Source organism: Stenotrophomonas sp. CFBP 13724 (assembly GCF_014841975.1).
In the GTDB taxonomy this organism is placed as follows: Bacteria; Pseudomonadota; Gammaproteobacteria; order Xanthomonadales; family Xanthomonadaceae; genus Stenotrophomonas; species Stenotrophomonas lacuserhaii.
In genome coordinates this window covers 107,093-124,362 of record NZ_JACYUW010000002.1, presented here as the reverse complement: position 1 = coordinate 124,362, position 17,270 = coordinate 107,093, and the positions used below count along the sequence as shown (strand labels likewise).

Genomic DNA, 17,270 nt, shown 5'->3' with positions numbered 1-17,270 from the left:
GTTTCCGGCCCATTGTCGGTCATCGGCGGTGACCTTACGCCTCACGTTGTCCGCCGCAGCCAAGGATGTGCGGCCGCAGCACGATTTCCACTGCGACATCTTGTCGCAGGGCATTCCGCCGATGCTGCATCGCATCACGCCCGTCGGCTGTCCACGTATTCATCCCGGCCGCCCCCGCGATCTTCGCGCCGCCCTTATTGCACGCCTCGCTGGAAGTGCTAGAACTGAATCCGCCTCACCGCTCAACGCATCGCCGCACGTTCCAACAGGGAGCCCGCCATGATTGCTTTGTTCAAAGGTCTAGGATTGTTGTTGCGCGACAACGAGCTGTACCACAGTCCGTTCGAAAAACAGGTCGCCCATTGGCGCGGCATGAGCGAACAGCAGATCCGCGACGAGGTCGCCGTGCTGGCGCAGGCGAAATGCCAGTGGCTGATGGCCTCCATCGTCGGCTGGCAGGCCTCCTCCCTGCTCATCCTCGGCCTGATCGCCAACTACCTGTGGCGCGATGACTTCCATATCACCTTCACCCGCGTGGTGATCATCATCGGTTCGTGGGTCTCGATCCTGTTCGTGATCTGGTTCATGGCCAACATGTTCGACCAGCAGGCCGGTTTCGAACGCTGGATGAAGGCCTTCAACAGCCGCGCGCGCATCACCTCCAGCGCCGACAGCGTGGAATGCGTGGCCGATGCGCTGGGCATGGCCGAGCACTATCCGGAAGTGCTGGATTACAAGCAGGCCGTCACCAGCCGGCGTGAGCTGCGCCACGAAGACATCCGCATCATGACCGAGATCGGGCGCATGCGGCAGCACAGCGAACTGGTCGGCCGCCTCAACCACGTCGGCGAAACCAGCAGCCACCGCGACCTCACCCTGCAACCGGCCTTCTGACGGTTACTGGCAGGGGACGCTGGCGCTGCTGCTGACGCAGCTCCTGAAGCCTTGCGGCAGGCCTTCGCGCTTCTGGGAGTGGCCAGCGCGGATGTCGAAGGCCTGCAGCCTGCCGCGTTCGCAGCGCTGCTGGCTGTCGCAGGTTTCCTTGAAGACCTGGTAATAGCAGCGCCCGCTGGCGCTGCGGACGCAGTTGAACGACGCGCTTTCCGCGCGCACCGAGGTGCGGCTGAACAGCTGGTCGATACCCTGTTCGCTGACGCGGGTGATCGAGGTGCTGGTGACCTTGTCCTGGCAACCGAACAACGACAGCAGGCAACTCAGCAGCGTGGTGAGATAACGCATGGCACGGTCCTTCCTTGTTGGCCCGGGGCGGCTTTACATGCCGCGGAACAGGCTCATGAACGGTTGACTGACGGTGAGCGTTTCAGGCCGGTCGCGCAGGCGCAGCACGCCGCGTCCGGTGTCATCGCGGCTGACCGCCGCCACGGCTTTCATGTTGACGATGGTGGAGCGATGCACCTGCCGGAACTGCCGCGCATCCAGCGCCTCCAGCAGCTCGCGCAACGGGGTGCGCAACAGGCTTTCCCCGGCCGCGGTAACCACCGTGGTGTACTTGTTGTCCGCGCGGAAATACACCACGTCTTCCAGCATGATCAGCACGGTATCGCGTCCATTGCTTGCAGTGATCCAAGCCAGCGGCGGGGTGTCGGCGTGCGGCTGCCCGTTGCCGAGGCGCTGCAGCAGCCGCTCCAGCACCGCATCGTCGTTGCGCGCTGAAGGCAGGCGCGCCAGCAGTCGTTCGCGCGTGGCCAGCAGGCGCTCGTCGCTGACCGGCTTGAGCAGGTAGTCCATGGCGCCCTGTTCGAAGGCATCAATCGCGTACTGGTCGTAGGCGGTCACGAACACCACCTGCGTGCGTGCGCTCAGCTCGCCCAGCGCGCGCGCCACCTGGATGCCGCTGATGCCGGGCATGCGGATATCCAGGAAGGCGATGTCCGGTTGCTTCTCGGCCAACTGCTCCAGCGCACTGGCGCCGTCTTCGCACTCGGCCACGATGCGCAGCTCCGGCCACAGCCGGCGCAACTGGTCCGCCAGCGCACTGCGCAGCAGCTCTTCGTCTTCGGCGATCAAGGCATCAAGCGGCATGGCGCGGCTCCTTGGCCACCTGCGGCAGGGTCATGGTGGCGGCCACGCCGCTGGGGAAGTTGGCGACGATCGCCACCCCCGCCTGCTCACCGCAGGTCAGGCGCAGGCGTTCGCGCAGGTTCTTCAGGCCGATGCCGGTACCGCTGGTGCCGTGGCCGAAGCCCAGGCCGTCGTCGGCCACGGTCACGGTGACGTGGTCATCGAAGGCCCGCGCGATGATCCAGATCGTACCGCCACCGGGCTTGGGTTCAAGGCCATGCTTCACTGCGTTTTCCACCAGCGTCTGCAGCGCCATCGAAGGCAGCTGCACGCGGTGCAGCGCATCGGGCACCTGCACCTCCACGCCCAACCGAGCGCCCATGCGGATGCGCAGGATTTCCAGATAGGCACGGGTACGCTCAAGCTCCACGCCCAGCGTGGACACCGACTCGTCCATGCTCGGCAACGAACTACGCAGGTATTGGATCAGGTGGCCCAGCATCACGTCCGCACGTGCCGGATCAGTGCGCGTCAGCACCTGCGCATTGGCCAGCGTGTTGTACAGGAAGTGCGGTTCCACCTGCGCGTGCAGCAGGTTCAGGCGCGCGACCGAAAGCTCTTTTTCCACGTAGGTCTGTTCGGCAGCGGCCTGTTCGTCGCGACGCTGGTCGGCCACGCGGCGGCTGACGGCCCGGGTCACGGCCTCGGCGTTCTCGTAGTTGCTGCCCTCATCCAGTGCCAGCAGGTCGGCCCACCAGCCGGCATCGGGTTCGAACAACAGCGTCACCGTGCTGGTGCCCTGGCCCGGGGTGATGGTCGCCAGGATGCTGTTGCGCTTGATCGCCAGCCGCGCCGGCAGGTTCCAGCGTGAAGGCTGGCGGCCATTCCAGGGATCCACCCGGCGCACGTAGGCACGTACCTGCAGGCTGCCTGCTGCACTCTCGATGTCTTCCACCCGCGGCAGTTCGGCAATCGCCGATTCCAGCAGGGCAAAGGCCGGGCCGGCATCCATCGGCAGCTCGATCTGCCGCCGCTGGCGGCTGGACAGCGTGCTGCCGTCCAGCTTGCCGGCCACCAGCCACACCCGACGCACATGGGTGATCGCGCTGCCCAGCGCGGACAGCATCAGGAACATCGCCAGCAGCCCGAACACCCAGCCCGGACCATCGTTCATGCCGCTGAAAAGCCCGCTCCAGACCATGCCGGCCACGATCAGCGCCGCCGTCCAGGCCAACAGGTGTCGGAAGATCAAGGAGACGCTGGGGAACACGGAGGCGGCCTTCACGAAGGAATGGGCCGAGCATAGTGCGCCAGCCCACCACCGCAAGCATCCGGCGACGAAAGCCGGGAATCAGCCGACCAACCGCCCCCCGTAGTGACGGCCGCCCCGGCCCCGGTGGGTGACGACCGTTGGTCGTCACGCTCTTCCCGCCACCCGCCGAGCATGGCCCGGCGCTGCAACCCCCGCCTCAGCGGCGCTGCGCAGCGCTCTGGTCGCGCACCGCGCGGAAGGCTTCTTCGGCGTTCCAGTTCGGCCACGCACGTGAGTTCGCCAGCTCGCTACCCAGCGTGTACAGCACCTCCAGATCACGCGCAGCGCCAGCGAACTTCCAGTCCGGCTGCCACTCATCGCCCTGCTGGTGGTAGCGCTTGGCGGTGTAGTCGTCCGATGCCTTTTTACCCGCCGCGATACCGCCGTCCACCCAGTCCTGCCCGGCCGACCAGGACAGCGCCGGAACGCCACGCTTGGCGAACGGGAAGTGGTCGGAGCGGAAGAACAGGCCGGCTTCCGGTTTCGGATCCGGCGTATAGCGGATGTCCCAGCGCTGCGCCACGGTCTTCAACTGGTCCAGCAGCTCGAAGCGCGCAGTGCCGTAGATGCCGAAATCGCGTGATGGACTGAACGGCGCCATGCCATCCATGTTGATCACCGCCACGGTCTTTTCCAGCGGATACAGCGGATGGGTCGCGTAGTACTCCGACCCCAGCAGCCCCTTCTCTTCGGCGGTCACCGCCAGGAACAGCAGCGAACGCTGCGGCCTGGGCGCCTTGGCGAAGCCCCGCGCCAGCTCTACCAGCGACGCGGTGCCGCTGGCGTTGTCCAGCGCCCCATTGAAGATGCGGTCACCGCGGGCATCCGGCTCACCCACGCCGATATGGTCCCAGTGCGCGCTGTACACCACGGTCTCATCGGCGTGCGTGCTGCCTTCCAGGCGCGCGGCCACGTTGTGCGAGGTGATCACCTCGGTCTTCACCGCGTACTTCGCATCCAGGCTGGCAGCGGTCAGCGGCACCGGCTTGAAGTCACGCTGCTGCGCCTGCTGCTTCAGCGCCTCGAAATCCAGGCCGGCCGAGCGGAACAGGTCCACCGCGAGGTCGCGCTGGATCCAGCCTTCCAGCAACGGGTGGCTTTCGGCCGGCGTCTCACGCACCACGTCGAACATGGTGTTGGTGTTGGAACCTGCCACGGTGGCCCAGCCATACGATGCCGGTGCGGTCTCGTGCACGATCAGCACGCCGAGCGCGCCCTGGCGTGCGCCTTCTTCGTACTTGTAGGTCCAGCGACCGTAGTAGGTCATGCCCTTGCCGTCGAAGTCGCCCTGGCCGGTCTCGAAGTCCGGATCGTTGATCAGCACCACCGCGATCTTGCCCTTCAGGTCCACGCCCTTGAAGTCATCCCAGTTCTTTTCCGGTGCCTTCACGCCGTAGCCGAGGAATACCAGCGGGGCCTTGCTGATGTCGACCTGGTGGGCACCGTTCATTGCCGCGCGCACGGCGATCTGCTTGCCCTGCTCCAGCGGCACGGCCTTGCCGCCCTGCTGCAGGGACAGCTGCGGGGTGCCGACGATGTCGCCCTTCAGCAACGGCACGGCCTGGGTCCACAGGCGCTTGCCATCCTGCACGTCACCACCGGGCTGCAGGCCGGCGGCAGCGAACTGCTGGCTCAGGAAGGCGATGGTCTTCGCCTCGCCGGCGGTGGCCGGGGAGCGGCCTTCGTAGGCATCGGAGGCCAGTTCCTTGACGTCGGCGGAGATCCGCGCGCCGTCGAACTTCGGCGTCGCCGCCATCACCGCGGTGGACACCGACAGGGCCAGCACGCTCATTACCACTCGCTTCATTGCTCTCTCCAGCAGGGACTGCGACAAGACCTCGAGTGTAGCCGCTGCCTGCCCCGGTAGTGATGGCCGCACGCAACGGTAGTGACGGCCGCTGGCCGTCAATCCCCAGGCATCACCGAAGCGCATCCGCGCGGGCCAACAGCGCCTCGCGTTCGCGCGCGTTTCCACTCAACCGCGCCGCGTGCAGGAACGCAGCACGCGCATCTTCACCACGCCCCAGCCGCGCCAACACCTCCCCGCGCACTACCCACAACGGCGCGTGCGCCTGCAGCCGCGGTTCCAGCAGCAGCGGCTGCAGCTGCCCCCAAGCCACCAACGGGCCCTCCGCGCGCAGCACCGCCACCACCCGGTTCAACGCCACCACCGGGCCCGGCTGCACCTGCAGCAGGCGGTCGTACAGCGCCGCTATCGCCGCCCAATCGGTGTGCGCGGCAACCCGCGCACGGGCATGGCAGGCAGCGATGCCGGCCTGCAGCACATAGCGATCATCGTCACCGCGCAACTCCCGCGCACGCTGCAGTGCCGCCAGGCCACGCTCGATCTGCAGCCAGTCCCAGCGCGCGCGGTCCTGCTGCTCCAGCAGCACGGCACGCCCGTCCGCATCGGTGCGCGCGGCGCCGCGTGAGGCCTGTAGTTCCATCAGTGCCAGCAGCCCGTGCACCGCCGCATGCGCAGGCAGCCGCGCCACCAGCACCCGCCCCAGCCGCAGCGCCTCCTCGCACAGCGCCGGGCGCATCCAGTCTTCGCCGTGGCTGGCCGCGTAGCCCTCGTTGAATACCAGGTATACCACTTCCAGCACGGAGTGCAGGCGCGCCGGCAGCTCGGCGCTGCGCGGCACCTCGAAGGCCACCTGGCTGCGTTCCAGCGTGCGTTTGGCGCGCACGATGCGCTGGGCGATGGTCGGTTCGGGCTGCAGGAACGCGCGGGCGATTTCCTGCGTGGTCAGCCCGCCCAGCAGCCGCAGGGTCAGCGCCACCCGCGCATCGGCCGACAGCACCGGATGGCAGGCCACGAACACCAGTCGCAGCAGGTCATCGCCGATGTCATCGCCCAACGCATCGTTGTCATCCGGCGCTGACGCCGCAGCTGGATGCAGCATTTCGCCCCATCGCGCATGCTGCCCGGCAATCCGCTGGCGCTGGCGCAGCACATCGATGGCACGGTTGCGCGCAGCGGTCATCAGCCAGGCTCCTGGATTGTCCGGCATGCCCTCCAGCGGCCAACGCTCCAGCGCGGCCAGCCAGCAGTCCTGCACGAGCTCCTCGGCCCGGCCGACGTCACCGCCCAACATCCGTGCCAGGCGCGCGATCAACCCCGGCGACTCCATCCGCCACAATGCCTGCAGCCGCTCCTGCATGCTCAGGGCGTCTTCATGCAGTTGACCATCCACGGCTTGCCATAGCGGTCCTGCAGCATGCCCCAGCGATGCGCCCAGAACGTTTCGGCCATGGGCATGTGCACCACCCCGCCTTCGGCCAGCGCGGCGAATACCCGCTCGGCTTCCTCCGGGGTATCCACGTCCACGTTGATGGTGGTGCTCCCACCGCCGTCCTCGCCGGGGCCATCGGCAGCCATCAGCACCGCCGCGCCCACCTCCAGCTGCGAATGCGCGACATGATCCAGGGTCTCCGGCGGCATCTCGTTGCAGCCGGGCGAACCGTCGGACGGCGGCATGTCGCGGTACTGCATTTCCGCGGTGACCTTGCCGCCCAGCGCCTGGGCATAGAACGCCATCGCTTCGTGTGTCTGGCCCTTGAAGCCAAGGAAAGGAATCAGTTTCATCTTCGATACTCCGGTGCAATCGTGGATTGATGGAACAAGCTCAGCGCGCGGCGCTGTGTTCGCGCAGGCGCTGTTCCTTCTCGCGCAGTTCGGCGGTGAAGGCCTCACCGAAATCTTCTTCGGCCATCAGCGGGCGCAGTTCCAGCACATCGCCCGGCGCAAAGGGAGCGCGCTGCGCCCACTCCAGCGCCTCTTCCAGCGAGCGCACCTGCCACAGCCAGAAGCCTGCCACCAGTGAGTCGGGATCGGCAAACGGTCCGGCTTCGACCTGCGGCGCGGCCTCGCCGAAGCGCACGCGTTTGCCTCGGGCACTGGCATGCAGCCCTTCCCCCGCCAGCAGGATCCCGGCGCGCACCAGCGCTTCGTTGAAATGGCCCATGGCCGTTATTTGATCGGTGCTGGGCAGGGTGCCCGCCTCGATCCTGGCATTGGATTTGACGAAAACCATCACCTTCATGTCTACGCTCCCAAAATGGCCAGTAGTGCCCGGCCTTCATGATGTCGACGAACCACGGGCAGGGAAATCGACATCCCCCGCAAACGCTGGATCACCCGCCATCCGGTCACGTGCAGGGCCACGCAGCACGCGCCGATGCGGCGCCGCAACACAGCCTGGCACGGGTCTGCGCGATCATGGGCACCCGCCGCCCACGGACATCCGCCATGCCGCAGTACGCCCTGCTGATCTATATCGACCCCGCCCTGCTCGGCGCCCTGCCCAGCGAGGAATTCGATGCGCTGATGCGGGCATGCCTGCAGCATGCCGATGCGCTGCAGGCCGAAGGCACGCTGCTGGCATCGCAGAAACTTCAGCCGATCGAACAGGCCCGCACAGTGCGGGTACGCAGTGGCGAGGAACGCGTACTGGACGGTCCCTTCGCTGAAACCCGCGAACTGCTGGCCGGGTTCAACCTGATCCAGGCACCCGACCACGAAAGCGCCCTGCGCATCGCCCGCGGCTTCCCGTGGGCACGCTTTGGCAGCATCGAAGTGCGTCCATTGGAAGACCTCGACGCCGAACGGCGGCGCCTCGGCGCCTGAGCCAGCGCCGCAGCAGAGACCGCACCCAACTGCTCAGTCGACCAGCACCACGCGCAGGTCGCGCCCGCCCAGCGCATCGTTGCCACTGTGGTCGCGCGCGTGCGCCCGGATCACGTACTCACCCGGGGGCAAGGCCGCTGCCTGCCAGCGCCCTGCCGCCATCAGTCCATCGCGCACGGTGTTGGTCGCCAGGTAACGGAAGCGGGTGACCGCGCTGCCGTGCACGGTGATGCCACTGTCCGGCGCATACGCCACGCGCACCGCCTGCTGCTGCGGGGGCATGCGGTTGAACACGATGTTCCAGCGCGGCTGCTCGTAGCCGGCCAGCGGCTGCCCGGCCGCATCCCGTATCTGGTAACCCACTTGGTACAGGCCCAGCCGTCGGCGCGGCAGGTTGCCGTCCACCTGGTCCCAGGCCTCCACCACGATCTGCACGCCGCGCCCACTGCGTGACACCGGCACGCGTCCCTGCGCATCGGCGCGCAGCGGCTGGTCGGCGTCATCCAGCAGCGCCACATCGGTGATGCGCGGCGCCACGCTGTCCACGAAGCCGTTGAACCCGAGCAGCGCGGCATTGCGCTGGAAGCCGCTGCTGCCCACGCTCAGGTGCACGTGTGCCTGGCTGTTGATGCTGCCCAGACGGTCGCCGGCGTGGATCCGCGTGCCGCGGCGCAGGCGGATGCGCTCCAGCTTGCCCTCCGCATTGAACAGTTGCTGCCAGCGTTCGTCGAAGGCCACCCCGCGCGGATCGCGGCCTACCCGCATGTGCAGATAACGCAGCGGCCCGACCTCCAGCCCTTCGGCCTGTCCACCCACGGTCCAACTGGACAACGGGCTGTCGATCTTGCCATCGGCGATCGCCAGCACGGTCTGGCCGACATCGCCGCGCACGTCGAAGCCATCATGCAGGTGGTGGCGACTCTCGCCCTTGAAGTTGCCGCGTACCTCGCCCAGCGTGCCCACCACCTCGTGCCAGCCCTGCTGCGGCGCCAGCGGCCAGCGGCCCTCGGTGCGTGGCAACGGCGCATCATCGGCCGGCCCCACCCGTGCCGGTGCAGGCGCCTGGCCCGCATCCAACGCGGCCACCCGGTGCAGGCGCCACGCCGCTGCATCGGCCACCCGCAGGCTGCCATCGGCGGCTACCGCCAAGCCACTGGGGCGGGCAAGCCGCGGTACCTGACCGGTGCCGACCAGCGCGATCTGGTGGCCCTGCGCCGATACCTGGACGATGCGCCCGCTGCGGTCGCCCACGTACAGCACGCCGTCATGGCTGCGCGCCAGCGACAGCGGACCATTGATCACGTTGGAGGACGGCACCAGCGTATCCACCTGCCCGTCCATGCCGACCCGGCGGATCGCGTTGTTATGGAAGTCGGCTACCAGCAGCGCGCCGTCGCCGTCCCACGCCAGGGCCACCGGAGTATCGAAGCGGGCCACGCCGGGGAAGCCATCGATGTGCGCCGGCTCGCCCCCGCCGGCGAGGGTGCGCACCACGCCATCCAGGCTGATCACCCGGATGCGGTCGTTCCAGGTATCGGCCACGTAGACATTGCCGAGCGCATCCACCGCCACGCCCATCGGGCCATCGAAACGGGCCTGTGCCGCAGGGCCATCTGCGAAGCCGCGGGTGCCGCCGGCCAGCGTGGTGACCTGGCCATCCAGCCCTATGCGGCGGATCGCATGGTTGCCGGTGTCTGCCACGTACACTGCGCCGGCCGCGTCACGCGCCAGCCCGGAAGGGGTATGGAAACGGGCCTGCAGCGCCGACCCATCGGCCAGCCCCTCGCTGCTGCCGGCCAGCGTGGACACGCTGCCATCCGCTGCTATACGGCGGATCCGGTTGTTGTCGCCGGCATCGGCCACCAGCAGACCGCCATCGTCGAGCGCAAGCAGCGCGTACGGATCGGAAAAACGCGCTTGCGCTGGCGCCCCATCACGCAGCCCCGGCACGCCATCGCCGGCCAACGGCTGCAGCTGCGCGGTCCACCCCAGCGGGGTTGGCGCCGGTCCTGCCGGCACCGCCTCGGTGACCGGTCGCGGCAGGAAGGTCGCCGCAACGGCGAGCGTGGTAACCGCGGCAACTCCGATGATCCATCGCACACGCACCATCTGCATCCTTTCGTTTTTTCGCAGCGACGACGATAGCCGCTGCCGCAACGCGCGCCAAGGCAGTCCGGTGCAGGGCGGATACCGGCCGCCGACTCAACGTGCGGGAACTTCGCTGCGGAAGCCCATCGCCTCGCGGTAGCGCGCGTACAGTGCCATCACTTTTTCCACGTAGGCGAGCGTTTCGGCATACGGCGGCACGCCGTTGTAGCGGCTCACCGCGCCGATGCCCGCGTTGTAGGCCGCCGCCGCCAGAACGTGATCGCCCTTGTAGCGCCGCAGCAGCGCGCGCATGTGGCGGGCACCGCCATCTATCGACTGCGCGGCCGACAGCGGGTCCTGCACGCCGTAGTCGCTGGCGATGTCCGGCATCAGCTGCATCACCCCCTGCGCGCCCTTGGGCGACACCGCGGCCGCATCGAAGCCGCTCTCTGCATGGGCGATCGCACGCAGCCAGGCGTCCTCCACGCCCGTGGCCTTGGCCGCCGCCTTGAACTGTTTCGCATGCGGTGCCAGCTGTGCCGCGCCGACGCGCCCCAGCCCGGCATGCGCCGGCTCGCCAGGCGGGGTGGCCACGGTGAACTTCAGGTACACCCGCGATCCGGGCAGGTTGCGGGTGGAGTAGACCAGCCTGCCGTCCTGCTCGCGTTCGTACAGGGTGCCGCTGAACACCCCCATGTTTCCCCACAGGTTGGGCGCCTGCACGGCGCTGTCATCGATCTCTCTGGCCGTGCAACGCGATCCTGGCTCCGGCGCGGTTGCCATGCTCACCGTGTTGCCCTGCACGCAGCGGTACACCGTGCGCGCCTGCGCCGGCCCGCACGCAACGGCCAACAACAGCACACAGAAGCAGGCAGGCACGCGCATCGGCAGGAGCATCAGCAGGGAGGTCGGCGGCATGGTGTTCCGCGGACGCGGAATCCCCAGTGAAGACGCCGGCTGACGTTTCTGGCCGCCTTGGCCGACGCCCTGCGTGGCAGACAGCCCACACCGGGGGCGCGCCCGCCGGCCGCCCCCAATCCACCACAGCGTTCCGCTACGCTGGTGGGCAAGGCACACCTGCAGGCAGTGCCTGGCCCAACGCCTCCCCTTGGACACGGAGCTGTCGATGAACCGCCCGCGCATGCTGCTGTTGACCGCCCTGGTGGGACTGCTCGCCGCTGCGCTGCCGTTGGCGATGATGACCTGGCTGAGCTGGCATCACGCCGCCAACACGGCACAGGCCCAGCTGCGCGAAACCGCCGAACGCGCCCTGGAGCGGGCCGACCACTCCTACCTGCAGGCGCTCTCTGCACTGCAGGCCATGCAGCACACCCCGTTGGCGCCCTGCAGCCCGGAGCACATCCAGCTGATGCAGACCCGGGTGGTCACCACCTCGTCGGTGGACCAGATCAGCTATTTCCAGCAGGGGCGCGTGCGCTGCACCTCGTGGGGCCGTCCGGTCGCGGTATTCGCGCCCGGCCAGCCGGACCACACCACCGCCGACGGCGCCACCCTGCGGTTGGACCAGGAACCGCGCGCACCCTACGGACGGTGCATGTTGTCGTTGCGGCTGGGCGACTACGAGGCGTTGATGGATCCGTTCCATTTCGTCGACCTGATCGGTACGCGCGACATCCGCATCGCCGTCGCCACCCCGGACGGACGGTTGATCGCCCAGCAGTCACTGCCCGACCAGGCGCTGCTGCAGTCGCTGCTGCGCGACCCACGCACCGGTGATGACGGCACGCTCCTGTTCGCCAGTGCACGCAGCGAAGCGTGGCTGGCCATCGTGACCACGCCACGCACCGGGATGGCAGGGATCTTCCTGCAGCAGGCCTGGGTGCTGGTGCCGATCAGCCTGCTGCTGGGCGCAGCGGCGATCGCATGCACCATCGCCCTGTCGCGGCGGCGCTATTCCCTCAAAGGCGAGCTGAGCCATGCCATCCGCCGCAACGAATTGTACGTGGTCTACCAGCCGATCATCGAGCTGGAAACCGGCATCTGCGTGGGCGCCGAAGCCTTGGTGCGCTGGCGTCGCGCCGACGGCAGCGAAGTCCAGCCGGACCTGTTCATTCCGTTGGCCGAAGCCAGCGGGCTGGTGGGGGCGATCACCGACGAAGTGATCCAGCGGGTGATCGTTGACATGCGCGACCTGCTGGTCGGCGACCGCAGCGCGCACATCGCCATCAACCTGGCACCGGAAGACATGATCAGCGGCCGTGCGCTGAAGGTCATCGCCGCCAAGCTGGCCGGCACCGGCATTGCCAACCAGCAGATCTGGCTGGAGGCCACCGAGCGCGGCTTCATGGACATCGAAAAGGCGCGTGCGGTGATCTCCGCGGCGCGACATTCCGGGCACGCGGTGGCCATCGATGATTTCGGCGTGGGCTACTCCAACCTGCAGTACCTGCAGCAGCTGCCACTGGACGCGCTGAAGATCGACAAATCGTTCATCGATGCAATCGGTACCGACAGCGCCACCAGCCCGGTCACCGGCCACATCATCGACATGGCCAAGACGCTGGGGCTGTTCGTGGTGGCCGAAGGCGTGGAAACCGAAGACCAGCTGGCCTACCTGCACAGCCGGCAGGTGGAATTCGCCCAGGGCTGGCTGTTCGCCAAGGCACTGCCGCGCGAGGAATTCATCGCCTTCCACAAGCGCCGCCAGGAACTGTATGGCGCGGCACGCGAAGACATGCAGAACACCCAACGCCAGCCCGGACAGTAGCCGTCTTCATACGGTTCATGCGGCCGTCCTATAATCGGCGTATCCATTTGGAGGCTTACGCCAATGCGCCACTGATGCCGCCGTCTTCGTCGACGGCCTGATTCTTCTCCCGCCCCTGTACGCAGGGGGAGTCGATGGCATCTGTTGGAGGTCTGCATGACCACGCATCCGCTCACGCTTGAACGCGTGACCTGCCGCCTGCCTGATGGGCGTGCACTGTTTACCGAGCTGTCTTTCACTTTCGATCCTCTTGCCACCGGACTGGTCGGCGCCAACGGGGTCGGCAAGAGCGTGCTCGCGCGCGTGCTCGCCGGCAGCCAGGCGCCCACGTCCGGCCGCTGCCATGGCGGTGGGCGGGTGTTCCTGCTGCCCGCGCTGAGTGGCGCACCCCAAGGACGCGTGGCCGACCTGGCCGGTGTCGGCGATGTGCTGGATGCGCTGGAGCGGATCGGCGCAGGGCAGGTCGACATCGAAGACTTCAACCGCGTCGGGGAGCGCTGGGACCTGCGCGAAGAACTGCGCCTGCAGTGGCAGCGCAGCGGGCTGCCCGCCGACCTGCAGCCGGAGGATCCCGCCGCGCGCCTGAGTGGCGGGCAGGCGATGCAGGTGGCGTTGTCCGGCGCATGGGCCAGTGGCGCAGACTGGTTGATCCTGGACGAACCCAGCAACCACCTTGACGCACGGCGGCGTGCCCAGCTGCGCGAAGCACTGCAGCGCTGGCGCGGCGGGCTGCTGGTGATCAGCCATGACCGCGAACTGCTGGGCCAGATGGCCTGCATCGTCGAACTGGATGCGCACGGGCTGCAGCGTTTCGGCGGTGGCTACACAGACTACGTCCACGCCAAGGCCGTGCAGGAAGCCGCCGCGCAGGCGCAGCTGGACCATGCGCGACAGCAACACCGGCAGCAGCAACGGCATGCGCGCGCACTGCACGAACGCGCCCAGCAGCGGCAGTCGCGCGGCGCACGCAGCGCACGCGATGCCAACCAGGCACCGATCCTGCTGGGACTGCAGAAACAGCGCGCACAAGCCAGCGCCGGACGGCATGCGCAACTGCAGGCGCAGCGCCTTGCCGACAGTGCGGACCGCCTGCGCGAGGCCAGCGCCGGCGTCATCCCGGGCACGCAGCTGGTCGCCTTCGCACCGCCCAGCCCGCACGCCAGCCAGCAGGTCGTGCGGCTGCAGGGCATGCAGCTGCCGCACGGCTGCCGCGCACCGCTGGACCTCATCCTGCAGCGCGGCCAGCGGCTGGCCGTGGTGGGCGACAACGGCAGCGGCAAATCGACCCTGCTGCGGGTGCTGGCCGGCCAGCTGGCGCCGCGTGCCGGCAGCTGTGATATCGGCGTACCGGCGGCCCTGCTGGACCAGGCGCTGGTGACGCTGCACGCGGGCAGCAGCGCGCTGGCGACGCTGCAGGCGGCCTGCCCGGCCACGCCGGTGGCCGAACTGCGCACCCGGCTCGCCCTGCTGGGCCTGGATGCCGCGCGCATCGAACGGACCAGCGCCACGCTGAGCGCCGGCGAGCGACTGAAAGCGGCGATGGCGTGCACCCTGTATGCCGACCCCGCCCCCGGCCTGCTGCTGCTGGACGAACCGGGCAACGCGCTGGACCTGGACGCGCTGCACGCATTGGAGACCCTGCTCGGCCAGTTCACCGGCACGCTGGTCATGGCAAGCCACGACCCCGCGCTGCTGCAGGCCATGCAACCCACCCACGTGCTGCAGATGAACGAAACCGACTGGACCCTGCGGCCGTGGTGAGAGGAGGCTCGTCGGCACAGTGTTACTATGTAACACCAAGTTCCTGTTCCCGCCTCCGATGAAATCCAGCCAAGCCGCCCTGCTCGACGCCAGCGCCGTCGCCCTGTCCAGCCTGTGCCTGCTGCATTGCCTGGCCCTGCCGCTGCTGGCCGCCGCGCTTCCGCTGTTCGGTGCGTGGGCCGAAGCGGAGTGGGTACACGCCGTGTTCGTGGCCATCGCCCTGCCGGTCACCGGCTTCGCACTGTGGCGCGCCCACCGCCAGCACCCGCTGCCGGCCACGGCCTGGTTGGCCGCAGCAGCCGGCCTGGCGCTGCTGCTGGCGGGCGCTTTGGAGTTCCCCAGCCACGACAGCGAAACGGTGGTCACGGTGATCGGCAGCCTGCTGCTGGCCGCCACCCACCTGTGGAACGCGCGCCGCCGTCACCGCCAGTGCTGAGCAAGCGGTTACTGTAGGCGGCGGCCATCCGGCCGTGCAGGCAACGGAGCGCAGGCGATGTCAGCAAGAGGAAGTGCGATCAAACGCGGCGTGGTGCCCTGGTTCGGGCTATGCAGCTGGCTGGGCATGGTGATCGGCGTGCTGATCGAACAGGCGGCCCGCGCGATGGGCGCCAGCGGCAACAGCGCCACCGCGGTGGGCGTGCTGGCTGCGGCCATGTGCGGATTCTGCGCGGTGTTGGCCTCGCGCGTGCGCGATGAGCGCTGGCCGTGGCTGGCACTGGCCGGCGCGGCCTTTTCCGCGGTGCCGCTGGCGCTGTTCCTGGTGTCGATGATCCTGCACTGAGCCCCGCACCGGTAACGCGATCACCCGCTGCGTCCTACACTAGCGGCCCTGATTGCCACGCGAATGCCCCGTGCCCCACTATTCCGGCCCCCTGTTGACCCGCGAATCCGCCATTGCCCTGCAGCGCGCGGCCGATGCCGGCGCGCCCAGCTGGGCCGGTTCGTTGGACCTGGGACGCAGCGAAGAAGACGTCGGCCTGTCTGCCGATGGCTTCGTTTTCCGTGGCCAGTCCTACCCGTGGCCGGGCAAGGTAAAGGACCGCACGCTGTATTACTGGGACGGCGAGGAGTTCCTGCCGATCTCGCGCTTCAGCGCATCGCTGATCAAGCTGGTGCCAACTGAATGGGGCGCGCCGACCTTCGAAATCGACGGCATCAAGATGCTGCCCAGCGCCAAGTTGTCGCCGTTCGACGATGCGCGCCGCAAGGTGGACCTGATCGCCCCGGCGGGCAAGACCGTATTCGATACCTGCGGCGGACTGGGTTACTTCGCTGCCTGCTGCCTGGACGCCGGCGTGGCGCAGATCCGCTCGTTCGAAAAGAACCCGGACGTGCTGTGGCTGCGCACGCTCAACCCGTGGTCACCGGATCCGGACGCGGCCCGTGCCGGTGGCCGCCTGCAGTTGGCGCAGGGCGATGTATCCGAAGAAATCGCCGCGTTGCCCAGCAACAGCGTGGACGCCATCCTGCATGACCCGCCGCGCTTCGGCATCGCCGGTGAACTGTATTCGCAGGTGTTCTACGACCAGCTTGCACGGGTGATCCGCAGCGGTGGCAAGCTGTTCCATTACACCGGCGCACCGAACAAGCTGACCAGCGGCCGCGATGTGCCGCGCGAAGTCGCCAAGCGGCTGGAAAAGGCCGGTTTCAAGGCCGAACTCGCGCTGGACGGCGTGCTGGCGACCTATCGCGGCTGAGCCTTTGGGCCGCGTTAACCTCGCTGTCGGATCCTGCCGTAATCTTGGCAGGACACCATCGCTACAGAGCACGCCATGACCGACGCCCATGCCCAGCCCGCCGATGAAGCCGAACGCCAGCGCGCGCTGGACGCGCTGCACATCGTCGGCAGCCTGCCCGAACCGGCCTACGAAGACATCGTCAAGGTCGCGGCGGCGGTGTGCGGCACGCCGATGGCGCTGGTTACCCTGATCGATCGCGACCGCCAGTGGTTCAAGGCGCGCACCGGCGTGGAGGGCCACCAGACCGAGCGCAACGTCGCCGTCTGCGACCATGCGATCCGCCAGCCCGAACACCTGATGGAAATCGGCGACCTGCAGCAGGACGCGCGCTTCGCCGACAACCCCGTGCTCAAGGAAATGGGTGCGCGGTTCTACGCGGGCATGCCGCTGGTCACCGACGACGGCGCTGCGGTGGGCAGCGTGTGCGTGGTCGACCTGAACCCGCGCGAGCTCAACGAAACCCAGCGCGAGGCGTTGAAGGCGCTGGCGCGGCTGACGATGGCGCTGATGGAAGCGCGCAGCCGCGAACGCGAGCAGGCAGTGGCGGAAATCCTCAACCAGGGGCTGGAGATCGAAGCGGGCTCGGCACCGGAAGCGGCGGGCCGGTATTCGGTGGTGATCCTGGAGCTGCAGGACCTGGATGCGCTGTCGGCGCGGCTGGGCGAACGCGCACTGGAACGCCAGCTGCAGCAGTTGGACCAGCAGCTGGAGCAGTGCCTGCAGCCCGCACGCGGCGACAGCATCAACCGGGTCACCGGCAGTGGCGAGTTCATCGCGGTGCTGGGCGTGGAGCAGGACGCCGATACGCTGGCCGCGCTGCAGAAGGTGGCCCAGGACCTGCGCCGCACGCTGGGCGCATCGCTGCTGATGGGCAGCGCCGGCACCGACAGCGGCGAGCCTACGTCGGCGGTGTTCCTGCGCGCGGACAAGGCGCTGAGCGCGGCGAAGGACAGCGTGGCGGTGTCCTGATGCTGCATGCCTGACACATGC

General features: G+C 68.2%; 17 protein-coding genes. 8 read left to right on the top strand and 9 right to left on the bottom strand.

Features of this window, described 5'->3' with window-relative positions:
- Positions 1 to 279 precede the first annotated feature (279 nt).
- Positions 280 to 894 (top strand): hypothetical protein, encoded by a 615-nt coding sequence (locus IFT63_RS11595; RefSeq protein ID WP_042612764.1) that lies wholly within the window; start codon positions 280 to 282, stop codon positions 892 to 894.
- 3 nt (positions 895 to 897) lie between these two features.
- On the opposite strand, the gene IFT63_RS11590 is transcribed toward IFT63_RS11595, so the two are convergent.
- The 7 genes from IFT63_RS11590 to IFT63_RS11560 form a co-directional block, all read right to left on the bottom strand.
- Entirely contained in the window at positions 898 to 1,239 is a 342-nt protein-coding gene (locus IFT63_RS11590; protein ID WP_192084283.1) for a hypothetical protein, read from the bottom strand.
- Positions 1,240 to 1,272: 33 nt separating this feature from the next.
- Positions 1,273 to 2,043, bottom strand: a complete 771-nt coding sequence (locus tag IFT63_RS11585) for a LytTR family DNA-binding domain-containing protein (protein WP_192084282.1) — start codon at positions 2,041 to 2,043, stop codon at positions 1,273 to 1,275.
- Positions 2,033 to 3,292 carry a histidine kinase gene (locus IFT63_RS11580; RefSeq protein ID WP_192084593.1) on the bottom strand — a complete coding sequence of 420 codons (1,260 nt, stop codon included), beginning with the start codon at positions 3,290 to 3,292 and terminating at the stop codon, positions 2,033 to 2,035. The genes IFT63_RS11585 and IFT63_RS11580 overlap by 11 nt, the downstream gene beginning before the upstream one ends.
- Positions 3,293 to 3,491: 199 nt before the next feature.
- On the bottom strand, positions 3,492 to 5,141 hold the full coding sequence (locus IFT63_RS11575) for a M28 family metallopeptidase (RefSeq protein WP_192084281.1): 1,650 nt from the start codon (positions 5,139 to 5,141) through the stop codon (positions 3,492 to 3,494).
- Positions 5,142 to 5,253: 112 nt separating this feature from the next.
- Positions 5,254 to 6,519 carry a sigma-70 family RNA polymerase sigma factor gene (locus IFT63_RS11570; RefSeq protein ID WP_192084591.1) on the bottom strand — a complete coding sequence of 422 codons (1,266 nt, stop codon included), beginning with the start codon at positions 6,517 to 6,519 and terminating at the stop codon, positions 5,254 to 5,256.
- Complete coding sequence (locus IFT63_RS11565) at positions 6,501 to 6,923, bottom strand: VOC family protein (RefSeq protein WP_192084280.1); 423 nt, start codon at positions 6,921 to 6,923, stop codon at positions 6,501 to 6,503. Before IFT63_RS11565 ends, IFT63_RS11570 begins: the two co-directional genes overlap by 19 nt.
- Before the next feature lie 40 nt (positions 6,924 to 6,963).
- Entirely contained in the window at positions 6,964 to 7,380 is a 417-nt protein-coding gene (locus tag IFT63_RS11560; protein WP_192084279.1) for a YciI family protein, read from the bottom strand.
- A gap of 206 nt (positions 7,381 to 7,586) precedes the next feature.
- Between IFT63_RS11560 and IFT63_RS11555 the strand changes: the two genes are divergently transcribed.
- Positions 7,587 to 7,964 carry a YciI family protein gene (locus IFT63_RS11555; protein ID WP_192084278.1) on the top strand — a complete coding sequence of 126 codons (378 nt, stop codon included), beginning with the start codon at positions 7,587 to 7,589 and terminating at the stop codon, positions 7,962 to 7,964.
- Positions 7,965 to 7,997: 33 nt separating this feature from the next.
- On the opposite strand, the gene IFT63_RS11550 is transcribed toward IFT63_RS11555, so the two are convergent.
- Together IFT63_RS11550 and IFT63_RS11545 are read right to left on the bottom strand one after the other, a co-directional pair.
- Positions 7,998 to 10,073, bottom strand: a complete 2,076-nt coding sequence (locus IFT63_RS11550) for a gluconolaconase (RefSeq protein WP_192084277.1) — start codon at positions 10,071 to 10,073, stop codon at positions 7,998 to 8,000.
- A gap of 93 nt (positions 10,074 to 10,166) precedes the next feature.
- Complete coding sequence (locus IFT63_RS11545) at positions 10,167 to 10,937, bottom strand: lytic transglycosylase domain-containing protein (protein ID WP_192084589.1); 771 nt, start codon at positions 10,935 to 10,937, stop codon at positions 10,167 to 10,169.
- Positions 10,938 to 11,178: 241 nt separating this feature from the next.
- On the opposite strand from IFT63_RS11545, the gene IFT63_RS11540 reads away from it, so the two are divergent.
- The 6 genes from IFT63_RS11540 (at position 11,179) to IFT63_RS11515 (ending at position 17,249) form a co-directional block, all read left to right on the top strand.
- Positions 11,179 to 12,780, top strand: a complete 1,602-nt coding sequence (locus IFT63_RS11540; RefSeq protein ID WP_192084276.1) for an EAL domain-containing protein — start codon at positions 11,179 to 11,181, stop codon at positions 12,778 to 12,780.
- Positions 12,781 to 12,936: 156 nt separating this feature from the next.
- Positions 12,937 to 14,541 carry an ATP-binding cassette domain-containing protein gene (locus IFT63_RS11535; protein ID WP_192084275.1) on the top strand — a complete coding sequence of 535 codons (1,605 nt, stop codon included), beginning with the start codon at positions 12,937 to 12,939 and terminating at the stop codon, positions 14,539 to 14,541.
- Positions 14,542 to 14,599: 58 nt separating this feature from the next.
- Positions 14,600 to 14,977, top strand: a complete 378-nt coding sequence (locus IFT63_RS11530; RefSeq protein WP_192084274.1) for a MerC domain-containing protein — start codon at positions 14,600 to 14,602, stop codon at positions 14,975 to 14,977.
- A 57-nt stretch (positions 14,978 to 15,034) separates the two neighbouring features.
- A complete protein-coding gene (locus tag IFT63_RS11525; protein ID WP_197974362.1) occupies positions 15,035 to 15,322 on the top strand; it encodes a hypothetical protein in 288 nt (95 codons plus the stop codon).
- A 70-nt stretch (positions 15,323 to 15,392) separates the two neighbouring features.
- Positions 15,393 to 16,238, top strand: a complete 846-nt coding sequence (locus IFT63_RS11520; RefSeq protein ID WP_192084273.1) for an MnmC family methyltransferase — start codon at positions 15,393 to 15,395, stop codon at positions 16,236 to 16,238.
- A gap of 75 nt (positions 16,239 to 16,313) precedes the next feature.
- On the top strand, positions 16,314 to 17,249 hold the full coding sequence (locus tag IFT63_RS11515; protein ID WP_042612752.1) for a GAF domain-containing protein: 936 nt from the start codon (positions 16,314 to 16,316) through the stop codon (positions 17,247 to 17,249).
- The last annotated feature ends 21 nt before the right edge of the window (positions 17,250 to 17,270 follow it).